This is a genomic window from Streptomyces sp. NBC_00223, assembly GCF_036199905.1.
Lineage (GTDB): Bacteria > Actinomycetota > Actinomycetes > Streptomycetales > Streptomycetaceae > Actinacidiphila.
In genome coordinates this window covers 3,342,412-3,361,704 of record NZ_CP108109.1, presented here as the reverse complement: position 1 = coordinate 3,361,704, position 19,293 = coordinate 3,342,412, and the positions used below count along the sequence as shown (strand labels likewise).

13 protein-coding genes are annotated in these 19,293 nt (G+C 72.5%); 9 read left to right on the top strand and 4 right to left on the bottom strand.

Going from position 1 to position 19,293, the window contains the following annotated elements:
• Nucleotides 1-4: 4 nt before the first annotated feature.
• The 6 genes from pstA (at nucleotide 5) to OHA30_RS14010 (ending at nucleotide 10,439) form a co-directional block, all read left to right on the top strand.
• Entirely contained in the window at nucleotides 5-1,297 is a 1,293-nt protein-coding gene (pstA, locus tag OHA30_RS14035) for a phosphate ABC transporter permease PstA (protein ID WP_328914176.1), read from the top strand.
• Entirely contained in the window at nucleotides 1,297-3,084 is a 1,788-nt protein-coding gene (locus OHA30_RS14030; RefSeq protein WP_328914175.1) for a phosphate ABC transporter substrate-binding protein PstS, read from the top strand. Before pstA ends, OHA30_RS14030 begins: the two co-directional genes overlap by 1 nt.
• Nucleotides 3,081-5,837 (top strand): hypothetical protein, encoded by a 2,757-nt coding sequence (locus OHA30_RS14025; RefSeq protein ID WP_328914174.1) that lies wholly within the window; start codon nucleotides 3,081-3,083, stop codon nucleotides 5,835-5,837. Before OHA30_RS14030 ends, OHA30_RS14025 begins: the two co-directional genes overlap by 4 nt.
• A gap of 191 nt (nucleotides 5,838-6,028) precedes the next feature.
• The gene (locus tag OHA30_RS14020) at nucleotides 6,029-8,278 is read left to right on the top strand and encodes an Ig-like domain repeat protein (protein ID WP_328914173.1); all 2,250 of its coding nucleotides are present in this window, start codon (nucleotides 6,029-6,031) and stop codon (nucleotides 8,276-8,278) included.
• A 193-nt stretch (nucleotides 8,279-8,471) separates the two neighbouring features.
• A complete protein-coding gene (locus tag OHA30_RS14015; RefSeq protein WP_328914172.1) occupies nucleotides 8,472-9,551 on the top strand; it encodes a sortase in 1,080 nt (359 codons plus the stop codon).
• Nucleotides 9,552-9,674: 123 nt separating this feature from the next.
• Nucleotides 9,675-10,439 (top strand): phosphate ABC transporter ATP-binding protein, encoded by a 765-nt coding sequence (locus OHA30_RS14010; protein WP_328917859.1) that lies wholly within the window; start codon nucleotides 9,675-9,677, stop codon nucleotides 10,437-10,439.
• A gap of 127 nt (nucleotides 10,440-10,566) precedes the next feature.
• Here the strand turns inward: OHA30_RS14010 and OHA30_RS14005 are convergent, their stop codons facing one another.
• Nucleotides 10,567-11,244 carry a hypothetical protein gene (locus tag OHA30_RS14005; RefSeq protein WP_328914171.1) on the bottom strand — a complete coding sequence of 226 codons (678 nt, stop codon included), beginning with the start codon at nucleotides 11,242-11,244 and terminating at the stop codon, nucleotides 10,567-10,569.
• A 280-nt stretch (nucleotides 11,245-11,524) separates the two neighbouring features.
• Here OHA30_RS14005 and OHA30_RS14000 point away from each other — a divergent pair, with 280 nt between their 5' ends.
• From OHA30_RS14000 to OHA30_RS13990, 3 genes are all read left to right on the top strand, one after another.
• Nucleotides 11,525-12,733: a HupE/UreJ family protein gene (locus OHA30_RS14000; RefSeq protein WP_328914170.1), complete on the top strand. Its 1,209-nt coding sequence runs from the start codon at nucleotides 11,525-11,527 to the stop codon at nucleotides 12,731-12,733.
• A gap of 130 nt (nucleotides 12,734-12,863) precedes the next feature.
• Nucleotides 12,864-14,843 carry a metallophosphoesterase family protein gene (locus tag OHA30_RS13995; protein WP_328914169.1) on the top strand — a complete coding sequence of 660 codons (1,980 nt, stop codon included), beginning with the start codon at nucleotides 12,864-12,866 and terminating at the stop codon, nucleotides 14,841-14,843.
• Between the two features lie 86 nt (nucleotides 14,844-14,929).
• Entirely contained in the window at nucleotides 14,930-16,006 is a 1,077-nt protein-coding gene (locus OHA30_RS13990) for a WxL protein peptidoglycan domain-containing protein (protein WP_328914168.1), read from the top strand.
• A 117-nt stretch (nucleotides 16,007-16,123) separates the two neighbouring features.
• Here OHA30_RS13990 and OHA30_RS13985 read toward each other — a convergent pair whose 3' ends face one another.
• From OHA30_RS13985 to OHA30_RS13975, 3 genes are read right to left on the bottom strand one after another with little or no spacing between them, the layout of a single operon-like run.
• On the bottom strand, nucleotides 16,124-17,362 hold the full coding sequence (locus OHA30_RS13985) for an MFS transporter (protein WP_328914167.1): 1,239 nt from the start codon (nucleotides 17,360-17,362) through the stop codon (nucleotides 16,124-16,126).
• Entirely contained in the window at nucleotides 17,359-17,853 is a 495-nt protein-coding gene (locus OHA30_RS13980; protein ID WP_328914166.1) for a flavin reductase family protein, read from the bottom strand. Before OHA30_RS13980 ends, OHA30_RS13985 begins: the two co-directional genes overlap by 4 nt.
• A 43-nt stretch (nucleotides 17,854-17,896) precedes the next feature.
• Nucleotides 17,897-19,147 (bottom strand): LLM class flavin-dependent oxidoreductase, encoded by a 1,251-nt coding sequence (locus OHA30_RS13975; RefSeq protein WP_328914165.1) that lies wholly within the window; start codon nucleotides 19,145-19,147, stop codon nucleotides 17,897-17,899.
• Nucleotides 19,148-19,293 lie beyond the last annotated feature (146 nt).

The following is a 19,293-nucleotide window of genomic DNA, read 5'->3' as shown; positions in this document are numbered from 1 at the left end:
CGAGATGCACGAGACGACGGTCCTGCTGGACAAGGACGAGAACAAGGACGAGAACAGGGACAAGGCCGCGACCGCCACCACGGTCGTCGACCGCCGCCCGGACGGGACACCGGACACCACCGAACGGCGGCGCGCCCTCGGCGGCGTGACCCGCGGCGAGGTGCTGAACATCCTCGGCGCGGGCGCCACCGGATTCTGCACCGCGCTGCTGCTCTTCGGCCGACTGGCCCCGCTGTCGGGCCCGTTGGGCTTCGTGGTCGTCGGCTATCTGGTCTCCCTCGGCGCCTACGCGCTGCTGGCCTGGCTGGAGGACGACGGCCCGGCCGTCCGGGACCGGCTGATGACGGTGGTGCTGTGGTCCGCCGCGGCGCTGCTCTTCTCCGGCCTGGTGCTGGTGGTGGGCTTCACCTTCCTGCGCGGGCGGGAGGCGCTGGTGCGGTCCAACTTCTACACGCAGGACATGCAGTTGGCCGGCCCGCTGGACCCGATCACGGTCGGCGGCATCAAGCACGCGCTGATCGGCAGCCTGATCATGATCGCCATCGCGCTGGCCGTCACCGTTCCGCTGGGCATCGCCTGCGCGGTCTACCTCAACCAGACCCGGGGCCGGTTCGCCCGGTTCGTACGGACCATCGTCGAGGCGATGACCGCCCTGCCGTCCATCGTGGCCGGTCTGTTCGTCTACGCGACCTGGATCCTGATCCTGCACTTCCCCAAGTCCGGTCTGGCGGCGGGCCTTGCGATCAGCGTGATGATGCTGCCGATCATCATCCGCGCCTCCGACGTCGTACTCCGGCTGGTGCCTGGCAACCTCACCGAGGCCGCAGAGGCGCTCGGCGCCCCGCGCTGGCGCACGGTGTGGCACGTGGTGCTGCCCACCGCCCGCTCCGGGCTGGCCACCGCCGTCATCCTCGGCACCGCCCGCGGCATCGGCGAGACCTCTCCGGTGCTGCTCACCGCCGGCTACACCGCGGCGGTCAACGCGGACCCGACGAACTCCCCGATGGTCTCGCTGCCGCTGGCCGTGTTCACCTTCGTCAAGTCGCCCGAACCGGTCATGGTGGCCCGCGGGTTCGGCGCGGCGGCCGTGCTGATGGCGCTGGTGCTGGTGCTGTTCACCATCGCCCGGGTGATCGGCGGCCGCGGACCCGGCCAGTTGTCCAAGCGCCAGGCCCGCCGCGCGGCCCGCGCGTCCCGCCGCGACGTCGAGCGCTTCGACGACCTGCGCGCGCCCGTCCCCTCGCTGCTCGCTTCCGCCACCCCGGCCGCGACCACGCTTACCGGAGAGAACTCCTGATGCCCCGCCGCACCTCAGCCCCGGCCGCCGCGCTGCTCGCGGCCCTCCTCGCCCTGCTGGTCACCTCGGTGTTCGGCCCCGGCGCCCAGCCCGCCGCCGCGGACAGCTACGTCCCGCTCTCCGGCGCCGGTTCGACCTGGGCGTTCAACGCCGTCGACCAGTGGCGCCGCAACGTCAAGCAGTACGGCATGGAGATCCAGTACGCGCAGACCGGCTCCTCCGACGGCCGGCACCAGTTCCTCAACGGGACGGTGGACTTCGCGGTCTCCGACATCCCCTTCCAGACCGACCCGACCGACGGCTCCGCTCCGGAGCACCCCACGAACGGCTCCTACGCCTATATGCCGATCGTGGCCGGCGGCACCGTGTTCATGTACAACCTCAAGGTCAACGGCCAGCGGCTGACCAATCTGCGGCTCTCCGGCGAGAATGTCACCAAGATCTTCACCGGCGCCATCACCAACTGGGCCGACCCGGCGATCGCCGCCGACAACCCCGGCCTGCGGCTGCCCGCCAAGAAGATCGTGCCGGTGGTCCGTTCCGACGGCTCGGGCTCCAGCGCCCAGTTCACGCTGTGGATGTCCAAGCAGCACACCGCGCTGTGGAACACCTACTGCGGCAAGGTGGGCCGGGCCGGCGCCTGCGGCTCGACCTCGTACTACCCGGCGCTGCCCGGCATGATCTCCCAGGCCGGCGACCTCGGCGTGGCCGGCTATGTGGCACAGGACTACGGCGACGGCGCGATCGGCTACGTCAACTACTCGTACGCCAAGAACGCGCACTTCCCGGTGGCGAAGGTGCTCAACCACGCCGGCTACTACACCGAGCCGACGCCCGCCAACGTCGCGGTGTCGCTGATCAAGGCGCGGATCAACACCGACAAGAACTCGCCGGACTACCTCACCCAGGACCTCAGCGGCGTCTACACCGACACCGACAAGCGCAACTACCCGCTGTCCAGCTACTCGTACATGATCCTTCCGCTGAAGGTGCAGGGCCAGTTCACCCAGGCCAAGGGCACCACGCTGGCGGCCTTCTCGTACTACTTCATGTGCCAGGGCCAGCAGTACGCGCCCAAGCTCGGCTACTCGCCGCTGCCGATCAACCTGGTGCAGGCCGGCTTCGACCAGATCCGCCGGATCCCGGGCGCGCAGACGCAGAACATCAACGTCAAGGGCTGCCACAACCCGACGTTCAGCAACGACGGCACCAACACCCTGGCGAAGTCGGCGCCCTTCCCGCAGGAGTGCGACAAGCAGGGCGCGGCGCCCTGCACGACCGGCAGCGGCGGCGCCACGACCGGCGGCTCCGGCGGCGGTTCGAACGGCGGCGGGAACAGCGGTACGAACGGCGGCTCCGGCAGCGGGGGTTCCGGCTCCACCGGCTCGGGCTCCGGCGGTTCGTCCTCCGGCGGCGGTACGAACGGCGGTGCCGGCGGCGGTGGTTCCGGCTCCGGCGGCGGTACGGGCGGCGGTGCGGCCGGGGGTGAGAGCGGCGGCGGCGCCGGCTCCGGCGGCGCGGGCGGCATCGACCCGGACACCGGCCTGCCGGTGGACGCCTCCAGCGGCGGTTCCGCCGACGGCGGCACCGGGGACGCCTCGGGCGGCGGCAACGGCGGCAACAGCAGCCAGGTGGTGCTGGCCCAGCCGGTCTCGGTCGGCGGTCCCAGCGGCTGGGGCGGCACCCAGACCCTGATGCTCCTCGCGGCGGTCGTCGTGCTCGGCCTGGTCCTGGTGCCGGCCGCGACCTCCCGCGTCCTGACCAACCGCAAGGAGGGCAAGCGGTGACCACGACCCCATCCCGGCCGTCACCCCGGCCGTCCCTCGGCCGCCGGCTGGTCCGGCGCCTGCTGGCCGGCGCCGCCCTCGGCGCGGTGCTCGGCGCGGCGGTGGCCCAGACGGCCCCCGTCCTGCTGACCGATCTGCAACCGGTGGCGGCCCAGTCGTCCGCCGTGACCGTCTCCGGCCGCGGCGAGTTCGGCGGCATGCGCTTCACCGTCAGCCAGACCCGCGACCTCGCCAACCAGGCGATCAGCGTCTCCTGGACCGGCGGTGTGCCCACCACCTTCGCGGGCACCCAGTTCAACACCGACTTCGTGCAGATCATGCAGTGCTGGGGCGACGACGACGGCGCCGTCCCCGGCAACCCCGGACCGCCGCGCACCCAGTGCCAGTTCGGCGCCTCGCCGACCACCGGCCGCAACACCTGGCCGGGCAACCAGGCCGACGACACCCGCCAGGTGTCGTACAGCGCCGACCCCGGCAGCTACGGCGAGGACGACAAGTACGGCGCCGGCCGTCCGCTCGGGCGCGGCGAGGTGCCGTTCAAGTCGATCGACGGCACGGTGGTCACCGGCGACACCCAGAACAACCAGTTCTTCAGCTACAACACCACCAACGAGATCGACTTCGGCCGCACCGGCGCCGACGGCACCGGTCAGGAGTTCTTCGAGGCGCAGACCAAGGAGGAGGCGCCGCATATGGGCTGCGGCGCCCCGGTCAGGCACCCGGACGGCAGTGTCACCGGCCGCTCCTGCTGGCTGGTGATCGTCCCGCAGGGCCATCTGGACCTGGACGGACAGCCGTACCAGGACCGTACCCAGGTCAACGCCGGCTCCCCGGTGTCCTCGACCAACTGGCGCAACCGCATCGCGGTCGAGCTGGACTTCCAGCCGGTCGGCGCGACCTGCGCGATGGGGGCGCAGGAGGTGGACACCACCGGCAGCGAGCTGGTGTCCGACGCGATGGGCAGCTGGCAGGCCAGACTCTGCGGCTCCGGCACGGTGTTCGGCTACACCACCGTCGGGGACTCCGAGGCGCGCGGCCAACTCACCGACTCCGGCGACGGTCTGGTCTTCACCACCCTGCCGGTGACCGGCGAGACCAAGCCCGCCGACCCCATCGCCTACGCGCCGGTCGCGCTGTCCGCTGCGGTGATCGGCTTCAACATCGAGCGCCAGCCCCGCTCCGACGCGCCCGCCGACGTCAAGAAGCGAGCCGGCACCCGGGTCGGCACGCTGGACCTCACCCCGCGGCTGGTCGCCAAGCTGCTCACCGAGTCGTACCGCAACTCGCCCTGGGGCGCGGTCCGTACCGACTACGCCGACGGCGGCTCCCAACTCGTCGCCGCCAAGGGCTACGGATGGGCGCTGCACAACCCGACCGGGCTGCTGACCGACCCCGAGTTCATCGCGTACAACAAGGAGTTCGCGGATCTGTCGGTCGCGTCCAACCCGAGCACCGACACCGATCTGATCACCGCGTTCGGCCACAGCGACCTGGCCCGGCAGGTGTGGAGCTGGGTCCTGGCGGACAAGCAGGCCCGGCAGTTCCTGGCCGGTGTGCCGGACGAGTGGGGCATGCGGGTCAACCCGTTCTTCAGCTCCAACGGCGACCTCAACCCCTCCGGTTACGCCTTCTCCGCCGACCGGGACGACTTCCCGAAGAACGACAGCTGGGAGACGATCCCGCCCGGCAGCGGCGCCCCGGACACCCAACGGCAGAAGATGACGGACTTCCACCCGTATGTGGACGACCTCTACACCGGCGCCCTGCGCACCCGCCGCGGCGACCAGCTCTGGAAGTCCAACTGGGACCCGCTGGCCACCCCGCCGGTGTGGAAGACCCCGGGACCGCAGGTGGCCGGCCAGCGCTTCATGCTGACCGTCACCGACGCGGCCTCGGCCGCCCGGTTCGGCCTCCAGACCGCCCGGCTGCGCAACCCGGCGGGCGAGTTCACCGCGCCGACACAGACCGCACTGGTGGCCGCGGCCGACCGGGCGGCCCTGGTGGACGGCGTCCGGCAGATCGACCCGACCGCCAAGGCCAAGGGCGCCTACCCGCTGAGCATGCTGGTGTACGGCGCGGCCCGCCCGGCCGAACTGCCCCGGGCCGCCCGTACGCAGTACGCGGACCTGCTGCGGTACGCCGCGGGCAGCGGACAGCAGCCCGGCACCAGCCCCGGCATGCTGCCGGCCGGCTACGCGCCGCTGCCGTCCGGCCTGCGGGCCGACGCGGCCAAGGCCGCGACCGCGCTGGAGACCTGGAAGCCCGCCCCTGGCCGGACCGAACCCGGCACCCCGCAGACCGGCTCCGGTACGTCGGGCGGCTCCGGCACGTCCGGCGGTACGACGGACGGCGGCGCCGGTGACACCGGCGGCGGCACGGCCGGAGGTTCCATCGGCGGTACCGGCGACGGCGGCGCGGGCGCCGCGGGCGGGAGCACCGGCGGCGCCGCCCCGGGCGGCAAGCCGAGCGCGTCGCCCACCTCCGCCCCGGCCGTCGGTTCGCCGCAGGCCGTGCCGGTGGCCGGCGGCATCACCCCGTCCGACCCGGGCTCGGCGCTGCGCTTCGCGGTGCCGATCGGCGCCGGCCTCGGGCTGCTCGCCGCACTGGGCGCGCCTTTCGCCGGCGGCACCCGGCTGCCGCTGCGGCTGCCGCTGCCCGGCGGACGGTCCGTCACCATCCCCCGCCCGGTCGTCCCCGCCCGCCTGCGCGGACTGCGGCTGCCCGGACGGAGCAGCCGGCCGCCGGCCGGCTGAGCGCGGCGGACTCCGGTCCGCCCGGCCCAGCGCGCCCGGTCCGCCGGGGGCCTGGCCACCCCGCAGACACGTCGTTCGCCCCGAGAGCGAGTCGGGGCGAACGACGGGATCCACCCTGCCAGACCGGCACGCCGGTTCCGGCGGGTCCGCACTTGTCACGCAGTACGAGTCCCCGAGCAGGAGACAGAGACATGGGCACCAAGCGCCCCACCGCCGCGATCGTCGCGGTCCTGACCGCCGCGATCGCGGCCGGCACCCTCACGGTTGCCGGACCCGCCGTCGCCGACCCCAAGCCGGGCACCTTCGGCACCTACGTCGGTGTCGGCTCCGACACCACCCAGGACGTGCTGAACGCCCTGGCCGGCTCGGTGCTGCCGAACGTGGCGTCCTACGACGCGACGGGCTCCGCCACCATCAAGACCCGGGCGAACGGGGTGGACTTCACCCGCCCGAACGGCTCCGGCGCCGGACAGAAGGCGCTCAGCGCCTCGCTGATCGGGGACAAGGACCCGAGCGGTACCGCGAACATCGCCGGTCAGGTCGACTTCGCGCGCTCGTCGGGCGCCCCGTCCACGGCCGGCACCACCCTCATCTACATCCCGTTCGGCCGTGACGCGGTCGGCTACGTCGCCAAGGGCGACTTCCTGAAGAACCTGACGCCCACCCAGCTCAAGGAGATCTACTCCGGCTCGGTCGTCAGCGTCGCCGGTCACCCGGTCCGGCCGTTCATCCCGCAGTCCAGCTCCGGCACCCGGAAGTTCTTCCTGAGCGCCATCGGGGTCACCAACCTCGGCAGCAACGTCAAGGAGACCACCGACGGCGGCAAGACCGTCGAGGAGAACCAGGCCAACGACATCGTCCTGCAGGACGGCGACCTGGTCCCCTTCTCCGCCGCGAGCTGGATCGCGCAGAACAACCTGACCGCTCCCGACCGCAGTTCCACCGCGGCGCAGGCCGGCGCCTTCATCGGCTCCGTGGACCTGGGCACCGGCACGCCGGTCAGCCCCGTGGTCAAGGGCGCCGACGGCAAGCTCTCCCCGGCCGGCACCTTCTTCGACGACCCGACCTTCGGCCGTGACGTCTACAACGTGGTGCCCACCCGCGCGGTGGACACCAGCAGCGCCTTCTTCGACAAGGGCCTGTACGACACCTTCGTGAGCAGCGGCAGCCACAAGGCCGCCATCGCCTCCGACGACGCCGAGCAGACCATCGCCGCGTTCGGCTTCAAGAACGAGCCCTACAACGGCACCGTCGACACCTCGGTGAAGGGCCACGCCAAGTTGGGCGGCCTGGAGACCAACAGCTCCTCGCTGATCAAGCCGCCCGCGGTCGGCGGTCTGACCGTCGGCGCCCCGGCCCCGCGGCAGCTCAAGGTGAGCTGGACCGCGCCGGCCGACCCGGCGCTGCCGGTCACCGACTACCGGGTGCTGATCACGGACAGCGAGGGCGCGGTCGCCTTCGCCACCGACGTCAAGGCCCCGGCCACCTCGGTGACCGCCGAACTGGCCCCCGGTTCCTACACCGCCGAGGTCTACGCCTCGAACCTGGTCGGTGACGGCCCGAGCCTGACGGCGGCCGGTACGGTCAGCGACGTCCCGAAGACCGCGTCGAAGATCACCGCCGCGCTCTCCCCGGCGAAGGCCGCCTACGGTGCCTCGGTCAAGCTCTCGGTCACGGTCGGCGGTTCGTCCACGGCCACCGGCAAGGTCACCGTCAAGGACGGTGCCACGACGCTCGGCACCCCCACCCTGGACGGCGCGGGCAAGGCGTCGCTGACGCTCCCGAAGACCCTCGCGGTCGGCACCCACACGCTGGCCGTGTCGTACGCGGGCGACAGCAAGCTGAACGCCTCCACCGCCTCCGCGAAGCTCACCGTCACCAAGGCCGCGTCCAAGACGCAGGTCACCGTCTCCCGGGCGAAGCCCGCCTACGGCACCTCGGCCAAGCTCTCGCTCTCGGCCACCGGCCCGGCCACGGCCACCGGCAAGATCACCGTCAAGGACGGCAGCACCAAGCTCGGCACGGTCACCCTGGACAAGAACGGCCGCGGCAGCCTCACGCTGTCCCGGACGCTCAAGGTCGGCACGCACACGCTGGCCGTGTCGTACGCCGGTGACAGCCGGCTGAACGCCTCGTCGGCGAAGATCAAGGTCACCGTGGTCAAGGCCGCGCCGAAGGTCTCGGCGTCGGCCCCGGCCTCCGTCAAGACCTCGGCCCGCGCCAAGGTGAAGGTGACGGTCACCGCCACCGGCGTCGTCCCCGGCGGCAAGGTCAAGGTCTACGACGGCAAGAAGGTCGTCGGCACCGCCACCCTCAAGAACGGCAAGGCCGTCGTCACGCTGGCCAAGCTCAAGAAGGGCAAGCACAGCCTGAAGCTGGCCTACGCCGGTTCGGGCACCGTGAAGTCCGGCAGCAAGAAGTTCACCGTCACCGCGAAGTGACCCCGGTCCCCTGCCCCGGCGGACGCCCGTCCGCCGGGGCAGGGGCCACACCGCGGTACGCGCGGTCCCGGCCGGTACGCACGGCCGGTCCGCGCGGACGGCGCTCCCGCACCCCCCGTACTCCCGTACTCCCGTACCGCCCCTGAGCTTTCGTCCCCACCCACCCCCTGGACGCCCGAGGAGGCCGGCCGCCGTGACGGTCACCGACCAGACCCCGCCGCAGGCGGCGCAGCCCGACGAGCCGCCGGCGCCCGAACCCGACAAGGCGCCGACCCCGGCCGCCCCGACTCCGGCCCCGACGCAGACGCCAGGCCCGCCCCCGGCTCCGACGCAGACGCCGACCCCGGCCCCGACGCCGGTCCCGACACCGGCCGAGGCCCCGGTTCCGACGCCGGGCCGCCCGGCCGCCGCGTCCTCGTCCGCCCGCCCGGCGGCCCGTCAGCTCGCCGGTGGCGCGCTGCTCGCGCTCGCCGTACTGCTGCTCGGCCTGGCCGCCAACCTCGTCGTGGTCAGCGGTGTGCAGCACCGCTCCGCGCAGCAGGAGCGGTTCGACGCGCTGCGCGCCGCCCTCGCCGACGGCACCGCGCCGGTCGCCCAGACCGACCAGCAGGGCCGGCTGCTCGCCCCGGGCACGCCGCTCGCGCTGCTGGAGATCCCCCGGCTGCACCTGCGCGAGGTGGTCTCCGAGGGCACCTCGGCCGCTGTACTGACCGGCGGGGCCGGCCACCGCCGCGACACCCCGCTGCCCGGCCAGGCCGGCACCAGCGTGCTGATGGGCCGGGCGGCCGCCTACGGTGGGCCGTTCGGCGACCTGGACCGGCTGCGGGCCGGCGACACCTTCTCCGTCACCACCGGCCAGGGCCGCCACCGGTTCCGGGTGCTCGGTGTACGCCGGGCCGGCGACCCGGTCCCGCCGCCGCCGGCCGCGGCGGGCGGCCGGGTGGTGCTGGTCACCGCCGCCGGGACGCCGTATCTGCCCAGCGGTGTGCTGCGGGTGGACGCCGATCTGGTGTCCAGGACCGCCGACACCCCCGACGCCGTCATCCGGCCCGGTTCGCTCCCCGCCGACGAGCAGCCGATGGGCACCTCCACCGGGGAGCTGTGGAAGCTCGTGCTGTGGCTCCAGGCGCTGCTCGCGGTGGCCGTCGCGGCCGTGTGGGCCTGGCACCGCTGGGGCCGCCACCAGGCGTGGATCGTCTTCCTGCCGGTCACCGCCGTCGTCGGCTTCCAGGTGGCCGACCAGATCACCGGCCTGCTCCCCAACCTGCTCTGACCCCCGTACCGTCCCTCCGTACCGCCCGAGGTGCCCGCCGTGACCGACATCGCCACCCCCGAAGAGACCACCGCCGTCCTGCCCGTGACCGACGACCCGGTCCGCGGCCCCGGCCCCGCCACCCTGGACGCCCGCGCGGTCTCCGCCTGGTTCGGCACGCACAAGGTCCTGGACCGGGTCTCGCTGACCATGCCCGCCGGCCGGGTGACCGCCCTGATCGGCCCCTCCGGCTGCGGCAAGTCCACCTTCCTGCGCACCCTGAACCGGATGCACGAGATGATCCCCGGCGCCGCCATGGGCGGCGAGGTGCTGCTCGACGGCGACGACATCTACGCGGCCGGACGTCGGCTGACCGAGGCCCGCCGGCACATCGGCATGGTGTTCCAGAAGCCCAACCCGTTCCCGGCGATGAGCATCTACGACAACGTGCTGGCCGGTCTGAAGCTGACCGGCGCCCGCGCCTCCCGGCAGACCAAGGACCTGCTGGTGGAGGAGTGCCTGCTCCGGGCCGGTCTGTGGAAAGAGGTACGGGACCGGCTGCGGCAGCCCGGCGGCGCGCTCTCCGGCGGCCAGCAGCAGCGGCTGTGCATCGCCCGCTCGCTGGCGATCCGTCCCCGGGTGCTGCTGATGGACGAGCCCTGCTCGGCGCTGGACCCCACCTCGACCCGCCGGGTGGAGGAGACCATCAGGGAACTGGCCGACGAGGTCACCGTGGTGATCGTGACCCACAACATGCAGCAGGCCGCGCGGGTCTCCCACCGCACGGCCTTCTTCCTCGCCGAGCAGGGCACGCCCGGCGGGATCGTCGAACACGGCCCCACCGAGGCGATGTTCGGCAGCCCACAGGACTCCCGCACCGCCGACTACGTCAACGGCCGCTTCGGCTGACCGGACCGCGGGACCGGCCCGCCGGGACCGGATCGCCCCGCGCGGCCGCGACGACCGGACCGCCCCGACCGGACCACCTGGCCAAGGTGGTCCGGTCGGGGCGGTCCGGCGTGCCCCCAGCGAGGCTCTAGGCGGCGTCCTTGTCGAGCCAGATCACGATGCCCGTCAGCTTGCTGAGCACGGCCGCGGTACCCGCCCTGACGGCGTCCGCGCAGTGCTCGGCGGTGAACGAGGCGGCGTCATAGGTCGAGGACATGCCGAGCCCTTCGCCGCGGAACGACGCGCCGGACCAGTCGACGGCCGTGACGTTGTGGGTGGGCTCGGCCAACTCCGCGCCCACGACGAGGAACTGCTGCGAGAGATGGTTCGGGGTGACCATCGCGAGGGCGTCGATCAGGTCGTTGCCCGCGCTGACGATGAGGTCGGGGCCCAGCTCCATGGCCTTGGTGACGGCGGGCACGAGGTCGGACGGGCCGTCGGCGACCACGGTCCTGAGGTCGACGTGCTCCTCCGAGGCCCAGTCCTTGACCGCCGCCACCAGGGTCCTGGTCGGACGGTCGTCACCCGTGGTGAGCAGGACCACGCGGTAGCCCTTCGACGGGTGAACCCCCGCCCAGGAGCCGGGCGCCGGCGTGATCGTCGCCTCGGGGGCGGGCAGATGGGCGCGGTCGACGAATCCGGGGCCGAGCGTGCCCACGGCGCTGGGCTCGGGGTGCGGCCGTGACCAGTCGTCGCCGGAGCCGCAGCCGGTCATCAGGGCGGTGGCCGCGGCCAGCGTGGCGACGGCCCGAAGCGGGGGGCGCAAGGCGATCGTCCTCCGGGGTGGTGGCGGAAAAGCGAGTACGGACAAGCGGGTACGGCATGGCGGTGCGGGCCAGGTCGGGGCGCCGGAAGGCCGGATCGCCGACGACGCGCGGTGGCGGAAAACGTTCGGTGGCGGATGCCGTGTCCCCATCCTGCGCTCAGAATCGCCGCCGTTTCCGTTCGCGGGCCCTGTCCGCACGCATGTTCTTCCGCAGTTCGCCGACGGGCCGGTCTTCGTTCACCCGTGCCATGGACGGTGCTCTCGCAACCGAAGGAGCAACATGTCCCCACGTGTCCGCCGCGTCGTCATCGGGATCACCGCGGCGCTGATCGCTTTTCTGAGCACCGCTCAACCGGCGTCCGCCCATGGCTTCACCTCGGCCGTGTACGTCCATGTCACCGCGGGTGACGACGACCGCGTACGGACGAAGCTGGAACTCGAATACGACCTCTTCGTCGTCTCCACCGCCGACTTCGAGGGCGACGACGCCCTCTTCCGCACCGGGAACGCCGCGTTCGAGGCAGGTGACACCGCCGCGCAGGCCGCCGCGCTCAACGACCACGCGAAGTCGGCCGTCACCTACGTCACCAAGCGCTTCTCCGTGAGCTCCGACGGCGAGGACTGCACGCCCACCCGCGTGGGGGACTTCACCATGGGCCGGCGCGACGGCGTACCGTACGCCGATCTGCTGCTCGACTGGGCCTGTTCGGGGCGGGGCGACGACCACCGGGTGCGCAGCGGGCTGTTCCCCGACGCGGAGAAGTACGTCACCGGCACCAAGACGATCGTCACCTACGACCTCGACGGCCGTTCCGGCAGCGCCGCGCTCGACGCCGCGCATCCGTCCTTCTCGATGGGTCAGCCGTGGTACGCGTGGTTCTGGGAGTTCTTCCGCCTGGGCGCCGAGCATCTGCTGACCGGGATCGACCACATCCTCTTCCTGCTCGCGCTCATCGCCGGGTCACGGCGGCCGCGCGAGATCGTGCTCGCGGCCACGAGTTTCACGCTCGCGCACTCGGTGACGTTCATGCTCGCCGCCCTCGGTGTGGTCGACGTGCCGTCGAGGGTCGTGGAGCCGGTCATCGCGCTGTCGATCGCGGTGGTCGCCGGCTGGTACCTGTGGCGGATCTGGCGGCGCGGCGACCGGGCCACCGAGCTGGAGACGGTGACACAGGGCCACTTCGGCCTGGACCGCGCGGGCTGGACCCGCCTCGGGGTGGTGTTCTGCTTCGGCCTCGTGCACGGTCTGGGCTTCGCGGGCGCGCTGGGGATCGACTCGGCCTGGTCATGGACCCTGCTGGGATCCCTGCTGGTGTTCAACGTCGGCATCGAGACCGTGCAGTTGGCGCTCATCGCCCTCGTCTTCCCCGTACTGACCCTGCTGCGGCACCGCTCGCCGACGGTCGGCCTCTGGGCGACCGGCGCGATCTCCGCGGGAGTGGCGGCGATGGGGCTCGTGTGGTTCGTGCAACGGCTGTTCGGCGTCTGAGAGCCGCAAGTCCGCAGGTCTCTTGGCTGTTCAGCTGGTCCCGTGACCGTATTTACGTCCGGTTTACCCAGTGCTGTGAGTTTGATGACCGACATTCCACGCACTCCTGTGCACAAGAGGAACGAAACCCATGAAACTGAGCACATCGGTACAGGCCCCCGGGCTTGTGCGGCGTCGCGTGGCCACCGGGGCCACCGCGACGGTCCTGGGCCTGGCTCTGGCCCTCGGCAGCGGTCTGACGGCGGCCTCCGCCGGCGCCGCTGAGTCCACCTCGATCACCGGCATCATCCTCGGTGTGGGCGCCAACGAGTCCCAGCGCACCGTGACGTGGTACTCCTCGGCCGACACCGCGCAGAAGATCCAGGTCGCCCCGACCGCCTCGGTGGTCAACGGCGAGTTCCCGGCCGACGCGGCCACCTTCGACGCCGCCGGCGCGGCGAACATCGCCACCAGCGGCGGCTTCAACCGTCACGCGACGATCACCGGCCTGAAGGAGCGCACGGCGTACTCGTACCGTGTCGGCACCGAGGGCAGCTGGTCCACGGCGTACTCCTTCAAGACGCAGGACTTCGAGGGCAACTACGACTTCCTGTTCTTCGGCGACCCGCAGATCGGCTCGTCCGGCGATGTGGCGAAGGACCAGGCCGGCTGGCAGGACACCCTGGACGTGTCGCTCGCGGCCAACCCGAACGCCGAACTGCTCGTCTCGGGCGGTGACCAGGTCGAGACCGCGAACACCGAGTCCCAGTGGAACGCCTTCCTGGCGCCCGACAAGCTGCGCCAGTACCCGTGGGCGGCCACCATCGGCAACCACGACGTCGGCGGCAAGGCCTACGAGCAGCACCTCTACACCCCGAACACCGACCGCTCGGCGCCGCTGTACTCCAACGGCGACCCGAAGTCGAACACGTCCGGCGGTGACTACTGGTACATCTACAAGGATGTGCTGTTCATCGACATCAACAGCAACAGCTACGCCACCTCGCAGGGCGGCGGCGGCGACGCGGCCCACCTGTCGTACATCTCCGACGTCGTCAACCAGCACGGCAACGAGGCCAAGTGGAAGGTGCTCGTCTTCCACCACTCGATCTACTCGCCGGCCGACCACGCCAAGGACAGCGACAACAAGGTGCGCCGGGTCGACTTCCCGACCGCCGTCTCCAAGCTCGGTGTCGACCTGGTGCTCCAGGGCCACGACCACAGCTACTCCCGCAGCTACCTGATCAAGAACGGCCAGAAGCAGGACCCGACCGAGCAGCCCGGCGCGGCCGATGTCTTCCCCGGCCCCGGCGGCGTGCTGTACGTGACGGCCAACTCGGCCTCCGGTTCGAAGTACTACGACATCACGAACCCGGACAACAGCGGTACGAGCGGCGCGGGCAACGGCGCCGACCCGCTGAACCCGAAGAGCTACTGGTACAACTCGGTGGAGAACCAGGAGCACGTCCGGACCTACGTCAAGGTCCAGGTGCGCAACGACAAGCTCGTCGTCGAGAACGTCCGCAGCGGCACCTGCGCCGCTCCGAACGCGGCGGTGGAGCGCGGCCTGGTGTGCGCCAACACCCCCGCCGGCCAGCCGGTCGGCTCGCTCGTCGACAAGGTCACCGTGCACCCGTACCACGGCGCCGGCCAGGACCTCCAGGTCAACGTGCCGGACGCGCCCCCCGGTGAGTTCGGCTGGACGATCGACGGCTACAACGGCCTGGTGGACCTCGGCACCGCCGAGGACCACGACGGCGACTACTTCGAGGCGACGGGTCACATCAACCCGATCGTCGTCACCGACAGCCGCCGCTCGCTCGCCCCTTGGTCGATCTCGGCCGGTGTGAGTGACTTCAAGGACGGCGACAAGAAGTTCTCCGGCGCGTACCTCGGCTGGACCCCGCAGGTGGTCGCGGCCGGCGCCGGTGCCAAGGCCAGCGGTCCCGTGGGCTCGGCCTACGACGACCACGGCCCCGGCCTGTCCGTCTCGCGCGGTCTCGGCTGGGCCGACCAGGGCCACGCCCGCGGCACCGCCAAGCTCGGCGCCGACCTGGATCTGAAGATCCCCGGCAACGTCGACAAGGGCGCCTACCGCGCCACCCTCACGATCACCGCTCTCAGCAGCTGATCGGACCGCTCCACCCGGCGGGGCAGACATCTTCGGGTGTCCGCCCCGCCGGTTCTCCAGACTTCGCACCGACCGAGGACCACCAGATGCACACGCCAGTGACGCGCCGGACCACCGCCGCGGTTTTCGTCCGTACCGTCGTCCTGGCCCTGCTCGCCGCCTTCGCGGTCGCGGGCCTGGCGGCCGGTCCCGCCCACGCGGAGGACGGCACCGTCGCCTGGACGGTCAGAACGGCCTCCAACAGCTACGGCGCCGACCGCTCCAGCTTCAGCTACACGGTCAACCCCGGCGGCAAGGTCGAGGACACCATGGTCGTCGCCAACCACGGCAAGGACCCGCTGCGGCTCACCGTCTACGCCGCCGACGGCTTCACGACCGACGCCGGCCGGCTCGACCTGCTCCCCAAGGACAAGAAGTCCGTCGCGATCGGCGCCTGGGTCCACACGGGCAGCGACAGCGTCGAGATCAAGCCCGGTAAGTCCGCCGACGTCCCCTTCACGGCCACCGTCCCGGCCAACGCCACCCCCGGCGACTACGTCGGCGGCATCCTCACCTCCCTGACGCAGCCCGACAACGCCGAGGGCATCAACGTGGACCGGCGGCTCGGCATCAAGGTCAAGCTGCGGGTCAGCGGCGCGCTCAAGCCGAACCTCGCGGTCGAGAAACTCCATGTGGACTACGACGGTTCGGCCAATCCGTTCGCCAAGGGCGACGCCACCGTCAGCTACACGATCCACAACACGGGCAACGCCATCCTGTCGGCCGACCAGAAGGTCTCGCTCTCGGGCCCCTTCGGTTGGCTGTCGGCCCAGGCGGGCAAGGTCGCCGCGCCGCCGGAGCTGCTGCCCGGCGAGAGCCGGCAGGTGAAGGTGCCCGTGCACGGCGTGGCGCCCTCGGTCAGGCTGGCCGCGACCGTCACGCTGACGCCCCGGCTCACCGACGCGTCGGGCACCACGACCTCGCTCGACCCGGTCCGGGCCACGGCGCACACCGCGGCGGTGCCGTGGACGCTGGCGCTGCTGGTCGTCGTGCTGATCGCCGTTGCCGTCGGGGCGTTCGTACTCGCCCGCCGGGGTCGGACACGCCGCAAGCTGGGCGAGGAGGCGCGGGTGCGGGACGCCGTCGAGCAGGCGCTGCGCGACCAGGAGGCGCAGGCGCGCTGACCCCCGACGGCGGTCCCGGCGGCCGACGGCACCGTACGAAGCTGCCGGTGGAGCCCCCCGCCGGGCGGTGTGCCCGACGGCGGTCCCGGTGGCCGGTCGTACGAAGCCGGCGGGACGTCAGGCCCGGGTCCGGCGCAGGAAGTGCAGGCAGGCGAACGCGCTGAGGGCCAGCATGGCGAGATTGGCGCCCGACCAGCCGATACGGGTGAAGAGATACCCCGCGCTCAGGGAGGCGGCGGCGCTGACGCAGGCCGTGGCGCCCTCGACGGCCGACTGGATCCGGCTGCCGCGCCCTTGCGGGTAGCACTGGACGACGAAGCCGCTGCCCGCCACGTACAGCAGATTCCAGCCGACGCCCACCAGTCCGAGCGCCGCCATCAGCAGCGGCATGGCCGTACCCGCCGCGCCCACCGCCGTGCCCGCCACCAGGACGAGCGCGCCGGCCAGGGCGACCGCGCGCGGTCCGAAGCGGGTGCTGAGCCGGCCGGTGAACCACGACGGCGCGAACATCCCGACCATGTGCCACTGGATGACCATGGCGCCCTGCGCCACCGTGTGCCCGGCCTGCTGACTGCCCATCGGGCCGGTGGCCATCAGCAGGGTCATCACCGTGCCCCCGTAGCCGAGCGCCGCCAGGCCCCGGCGGAACGGCACCGTGCCCAGGGCCGGCCGCAGCGGCGCCGGCGGCGGCCGGAGCCGGGCCGGGGAGTTCGCGGGTTCGCCAGGAGTCGCGCTCAGCAGCGCGATCAGCGGCAGGACGAGAGCCGAGGCCAGGGACACCACCAGATACGACCCGATGAACTCGGTGCTGAACCACATGCTGCTCTCGGTGGCGAGGAACGGCCCGGCCAGCGCGGCGACGACCCCGCCGGCCAGCACGGTGGCCAGCGCCCGGCCGCGACGGGCCGGGACCGCCCGGTCGGCGGCGAGATAGCGGTAGTAGGCGCCGCTCGCCTTGTGCAGGCCGACCAGGGAGGTGCCGACGCAGAGCAGCGGGAAGGACCGGCTGTGCACGGCGGCGGCCGAGGCGCAGCCGCCGATGACGGCGGCGCCGCTGCCGGCCAGCATCACCGCGCGGTAGCCGAACCGGGGGATGAGCACGCCGGCCGCCGCCGCGGCCACCGCCCCGATCACCGTGATCAGGGTGAGCGGGAGCGTGGCCAGCGCCATGGTGGGCGCGAGCCGCATCCCCACGATCGCGGTGAGCGTCAGATCGACGCTCACCGCGATCTGGTAGAGGGTCTGACAGGCGGTCAGCAGCCCGAGGTCCGGCGGTCGGCGCCGGACGGCCGGACGGCGGGCGCCGGCGCCGTCCGGGACCGGCAACGGCGGGCTGAGCGGGGTGTCCTGGGTCATGCCCGCCGCTCCAGCGTGCGGTAGCCGCGCTGGAACCAGACCAGCGGCAGGTCCGGCGCCACGACGTCCATCTCCTCGACGCGCGCGGTGACCAGGACGTGGTCGCCCGCCGCCAGCACCCGGTCCAGCGCGCACTCGACGCCCAGCAGCGCGCCGGTGACGGCCGGGTTGCCGCGGGCCGACCAGGTCCAGTCCACCGCCTGGAACTTGGCGGAGCCCGAACGTGCCATGGCGGCGCTCACCGCGGCCTGCGAGGCGTTCAGCACATTGACCCGGAACCGCCCGAGGGCGGCGATCCTCGGCCAGCTCACGGACTGCGCGCGCACCCCGAAGCCGATCATCGGCGGGTCGAGGGAGAGGCTGAAGAACGATCCGACCGTCAGACCGTACGGGGTGCCGTCCTGCCCGGCGGAGACCACCGCGACGGCGGTCGGCAGCAGCCGCATCGCCTCGCGCATCGCCGCCGGGGTCACCCCCTGCTCCGGGCTCACCCCTTGCTCCGTGGCCGCGACCGCGGCCGGGTCCGCCGTCATATCAGGTGGTGGCCGGGGCGCTCGGGGCCGCGCCCTGGGTCTCGCCGAGGCCGACGCCCCGGGTGCGCACCTGCCCGCCGCCGGCCAGGCCGGCCTCCGCCTGCTTCAACGCGGCGAAGTGGGCGTTCTGGAAGCGGGACTTGTTCTCGCCGACCCAGGTGTTGGAGCCGGTGACGCTGTCGAGCGAGCCGTTGAACCGGGGCGCCACGTAGCGGGCGAACAGCTCCAGGCTGCGTTCCTCGTCATGCCGGGAGGCGCAGTCGTGCAGCGTGATCAGCAGCTTGCCGAAGCCGCCGGTGACGTCCCGCAGATGCTCGATGGCGGCCACACAGTCGTCCACCGATCCGACGATCGCGCCGAGCGACTCGACGGTGGCCTCCAGGGACTTGCGGGCGCCGACGTCCGAGGTCGCCACCGGTACGCCGAGCGTGGCCGAGTAGTACTTCCGGCGGAACATCGTCCAGCCCGGCGCGAACTGGGCGAACGCCTCCTCGCGGGTCTCGGCGACGTGCACCGGCAGCACGATGCGCCAGGTGGAGCGGTCGGCGGTGCGGCCGGCCTCGGCCGCCGCCTCCTCGGCGTGCTGCCACTGCGCGGCCAGCGAGGCGGCGCCCTGGGCGATACCGGGCCGGGCCGCGCCGAAGGGGGGAGCGGCCAGCGACATCGGGCCGACGCCGAGCCGCCCGGCCAGCCGCATGCCCAGCGGGGAGAACGCGCTGGAGGTGGCGACCTCCATCCGGGGCCTGGTCCTGGGCTGCAACTGGAGCCGTGCCTCGTGGAGTTGGAACCAGTTCTCGATACGGGTGACCGGCTCGGCCCCGTCCAGCAGGGCGAGCACCGTCTCCAGCGACTGGGCGGCGCGCGCGCGGGTCTCCTCGGGGGAGATGCCGAACATGTACATGTCCGAGACAAGGGAGCCGGCGCCGGCGCCGAGCATGAACCGCCCCCGGGTCATGTGGTCGAGCTGGACCGCGCGTTCGGCCACCATGAACGGGTGGTGGTACGGCAGCGCGGTCACGCCCGAGCCGAGCCGGATGTGCTTGGTGCGTTCCGCGGCGGCGGCGATGAAGATCTCCGGTGAGCCGATCGTCGCCCAGCCGCCGGAGTGGTGCTCGCCGACCCAGCACTCGGCGTACCCCAACTCGTCCATCAGCTGGACGAGCCGGAGGTCCCGCTCGAAGAGGAAGGTCGGGTCCTCGCCCGGTGGGTGGAGTGGGGACATGAAGCCGCCGAAGGCGAGGTGCGCGGTCATGGGGTGCCCTGCTTTCTTGACTCGGTGGTCCGGTCCGCGGCTGCGCGGGGCCGGGCTGTCGGGGCGGTCGGGCGGTCGGGCCGGCGGTCGGGCGCTCGGCGCGCGGAGGGGTCGGCCGTGGTGGTTCGGGGACAGGGACGGGGACG

Bases quoted from the DNA above. Each gene is read 5' to 3' on its own strand.
- pstA (WP_328914176.1), top strand. From the start codon at position 5: ATGCACGAGACGACGGTCCTGCTGGACAAGGACGAGAACAAGGACGAG.
- OHA30_RS13975 (WP_328914165.1), bottom strand. From the start codon at position 19,147: ATGACCGCGCACCTCGCCTTCGGCGGCTTCATGTCCCCACTCCACCCA.
- OHA30_RS13990 (WP_328914168.1), top strand. From the start codon at position 14,930: ATGCACACGCCAGTGACGCGCCGGACCACCGCCGCGGTTTTCGTCCGT.
- OHA30_RS14000 (WP_328914170.1), top strand. From the start codon at position 11,525: ATGTCCCCACGTGTCCGCCGCGTCGTCATCGGGATCACCGCGGCGCTG.
- OHA30_RS13985 (WP_328914167.1), bottom strand. From the start codon at position 17,362: ATGACCCAGGACACCCCGCTCAGCCCGCCGTTGCCGGTCCCGGACGGC.
- OHA30_RS14030 (WP_328914175.1), top strand. From the start codon at position 1,297: ATGCCCCGCCGCACCTCAGCCCCGGCCGCCGCGCTGCTCGCGGCCCTC.
- OHA30_RS14020 (WP_328914173.1), top strand. From the start codon at position 6,029: ATGGGCACCAAGCGCCCCACCGCCGCGATCGTCGCGGTCCTGACCGCC.
- OHA30_RS13995 (WP_328914169.1), top strand. From the start codon at position 12,864: ATGAAACTGAGCACATCGGTACAGGCCCCCGGGCTTGTGCGGCGTCGC.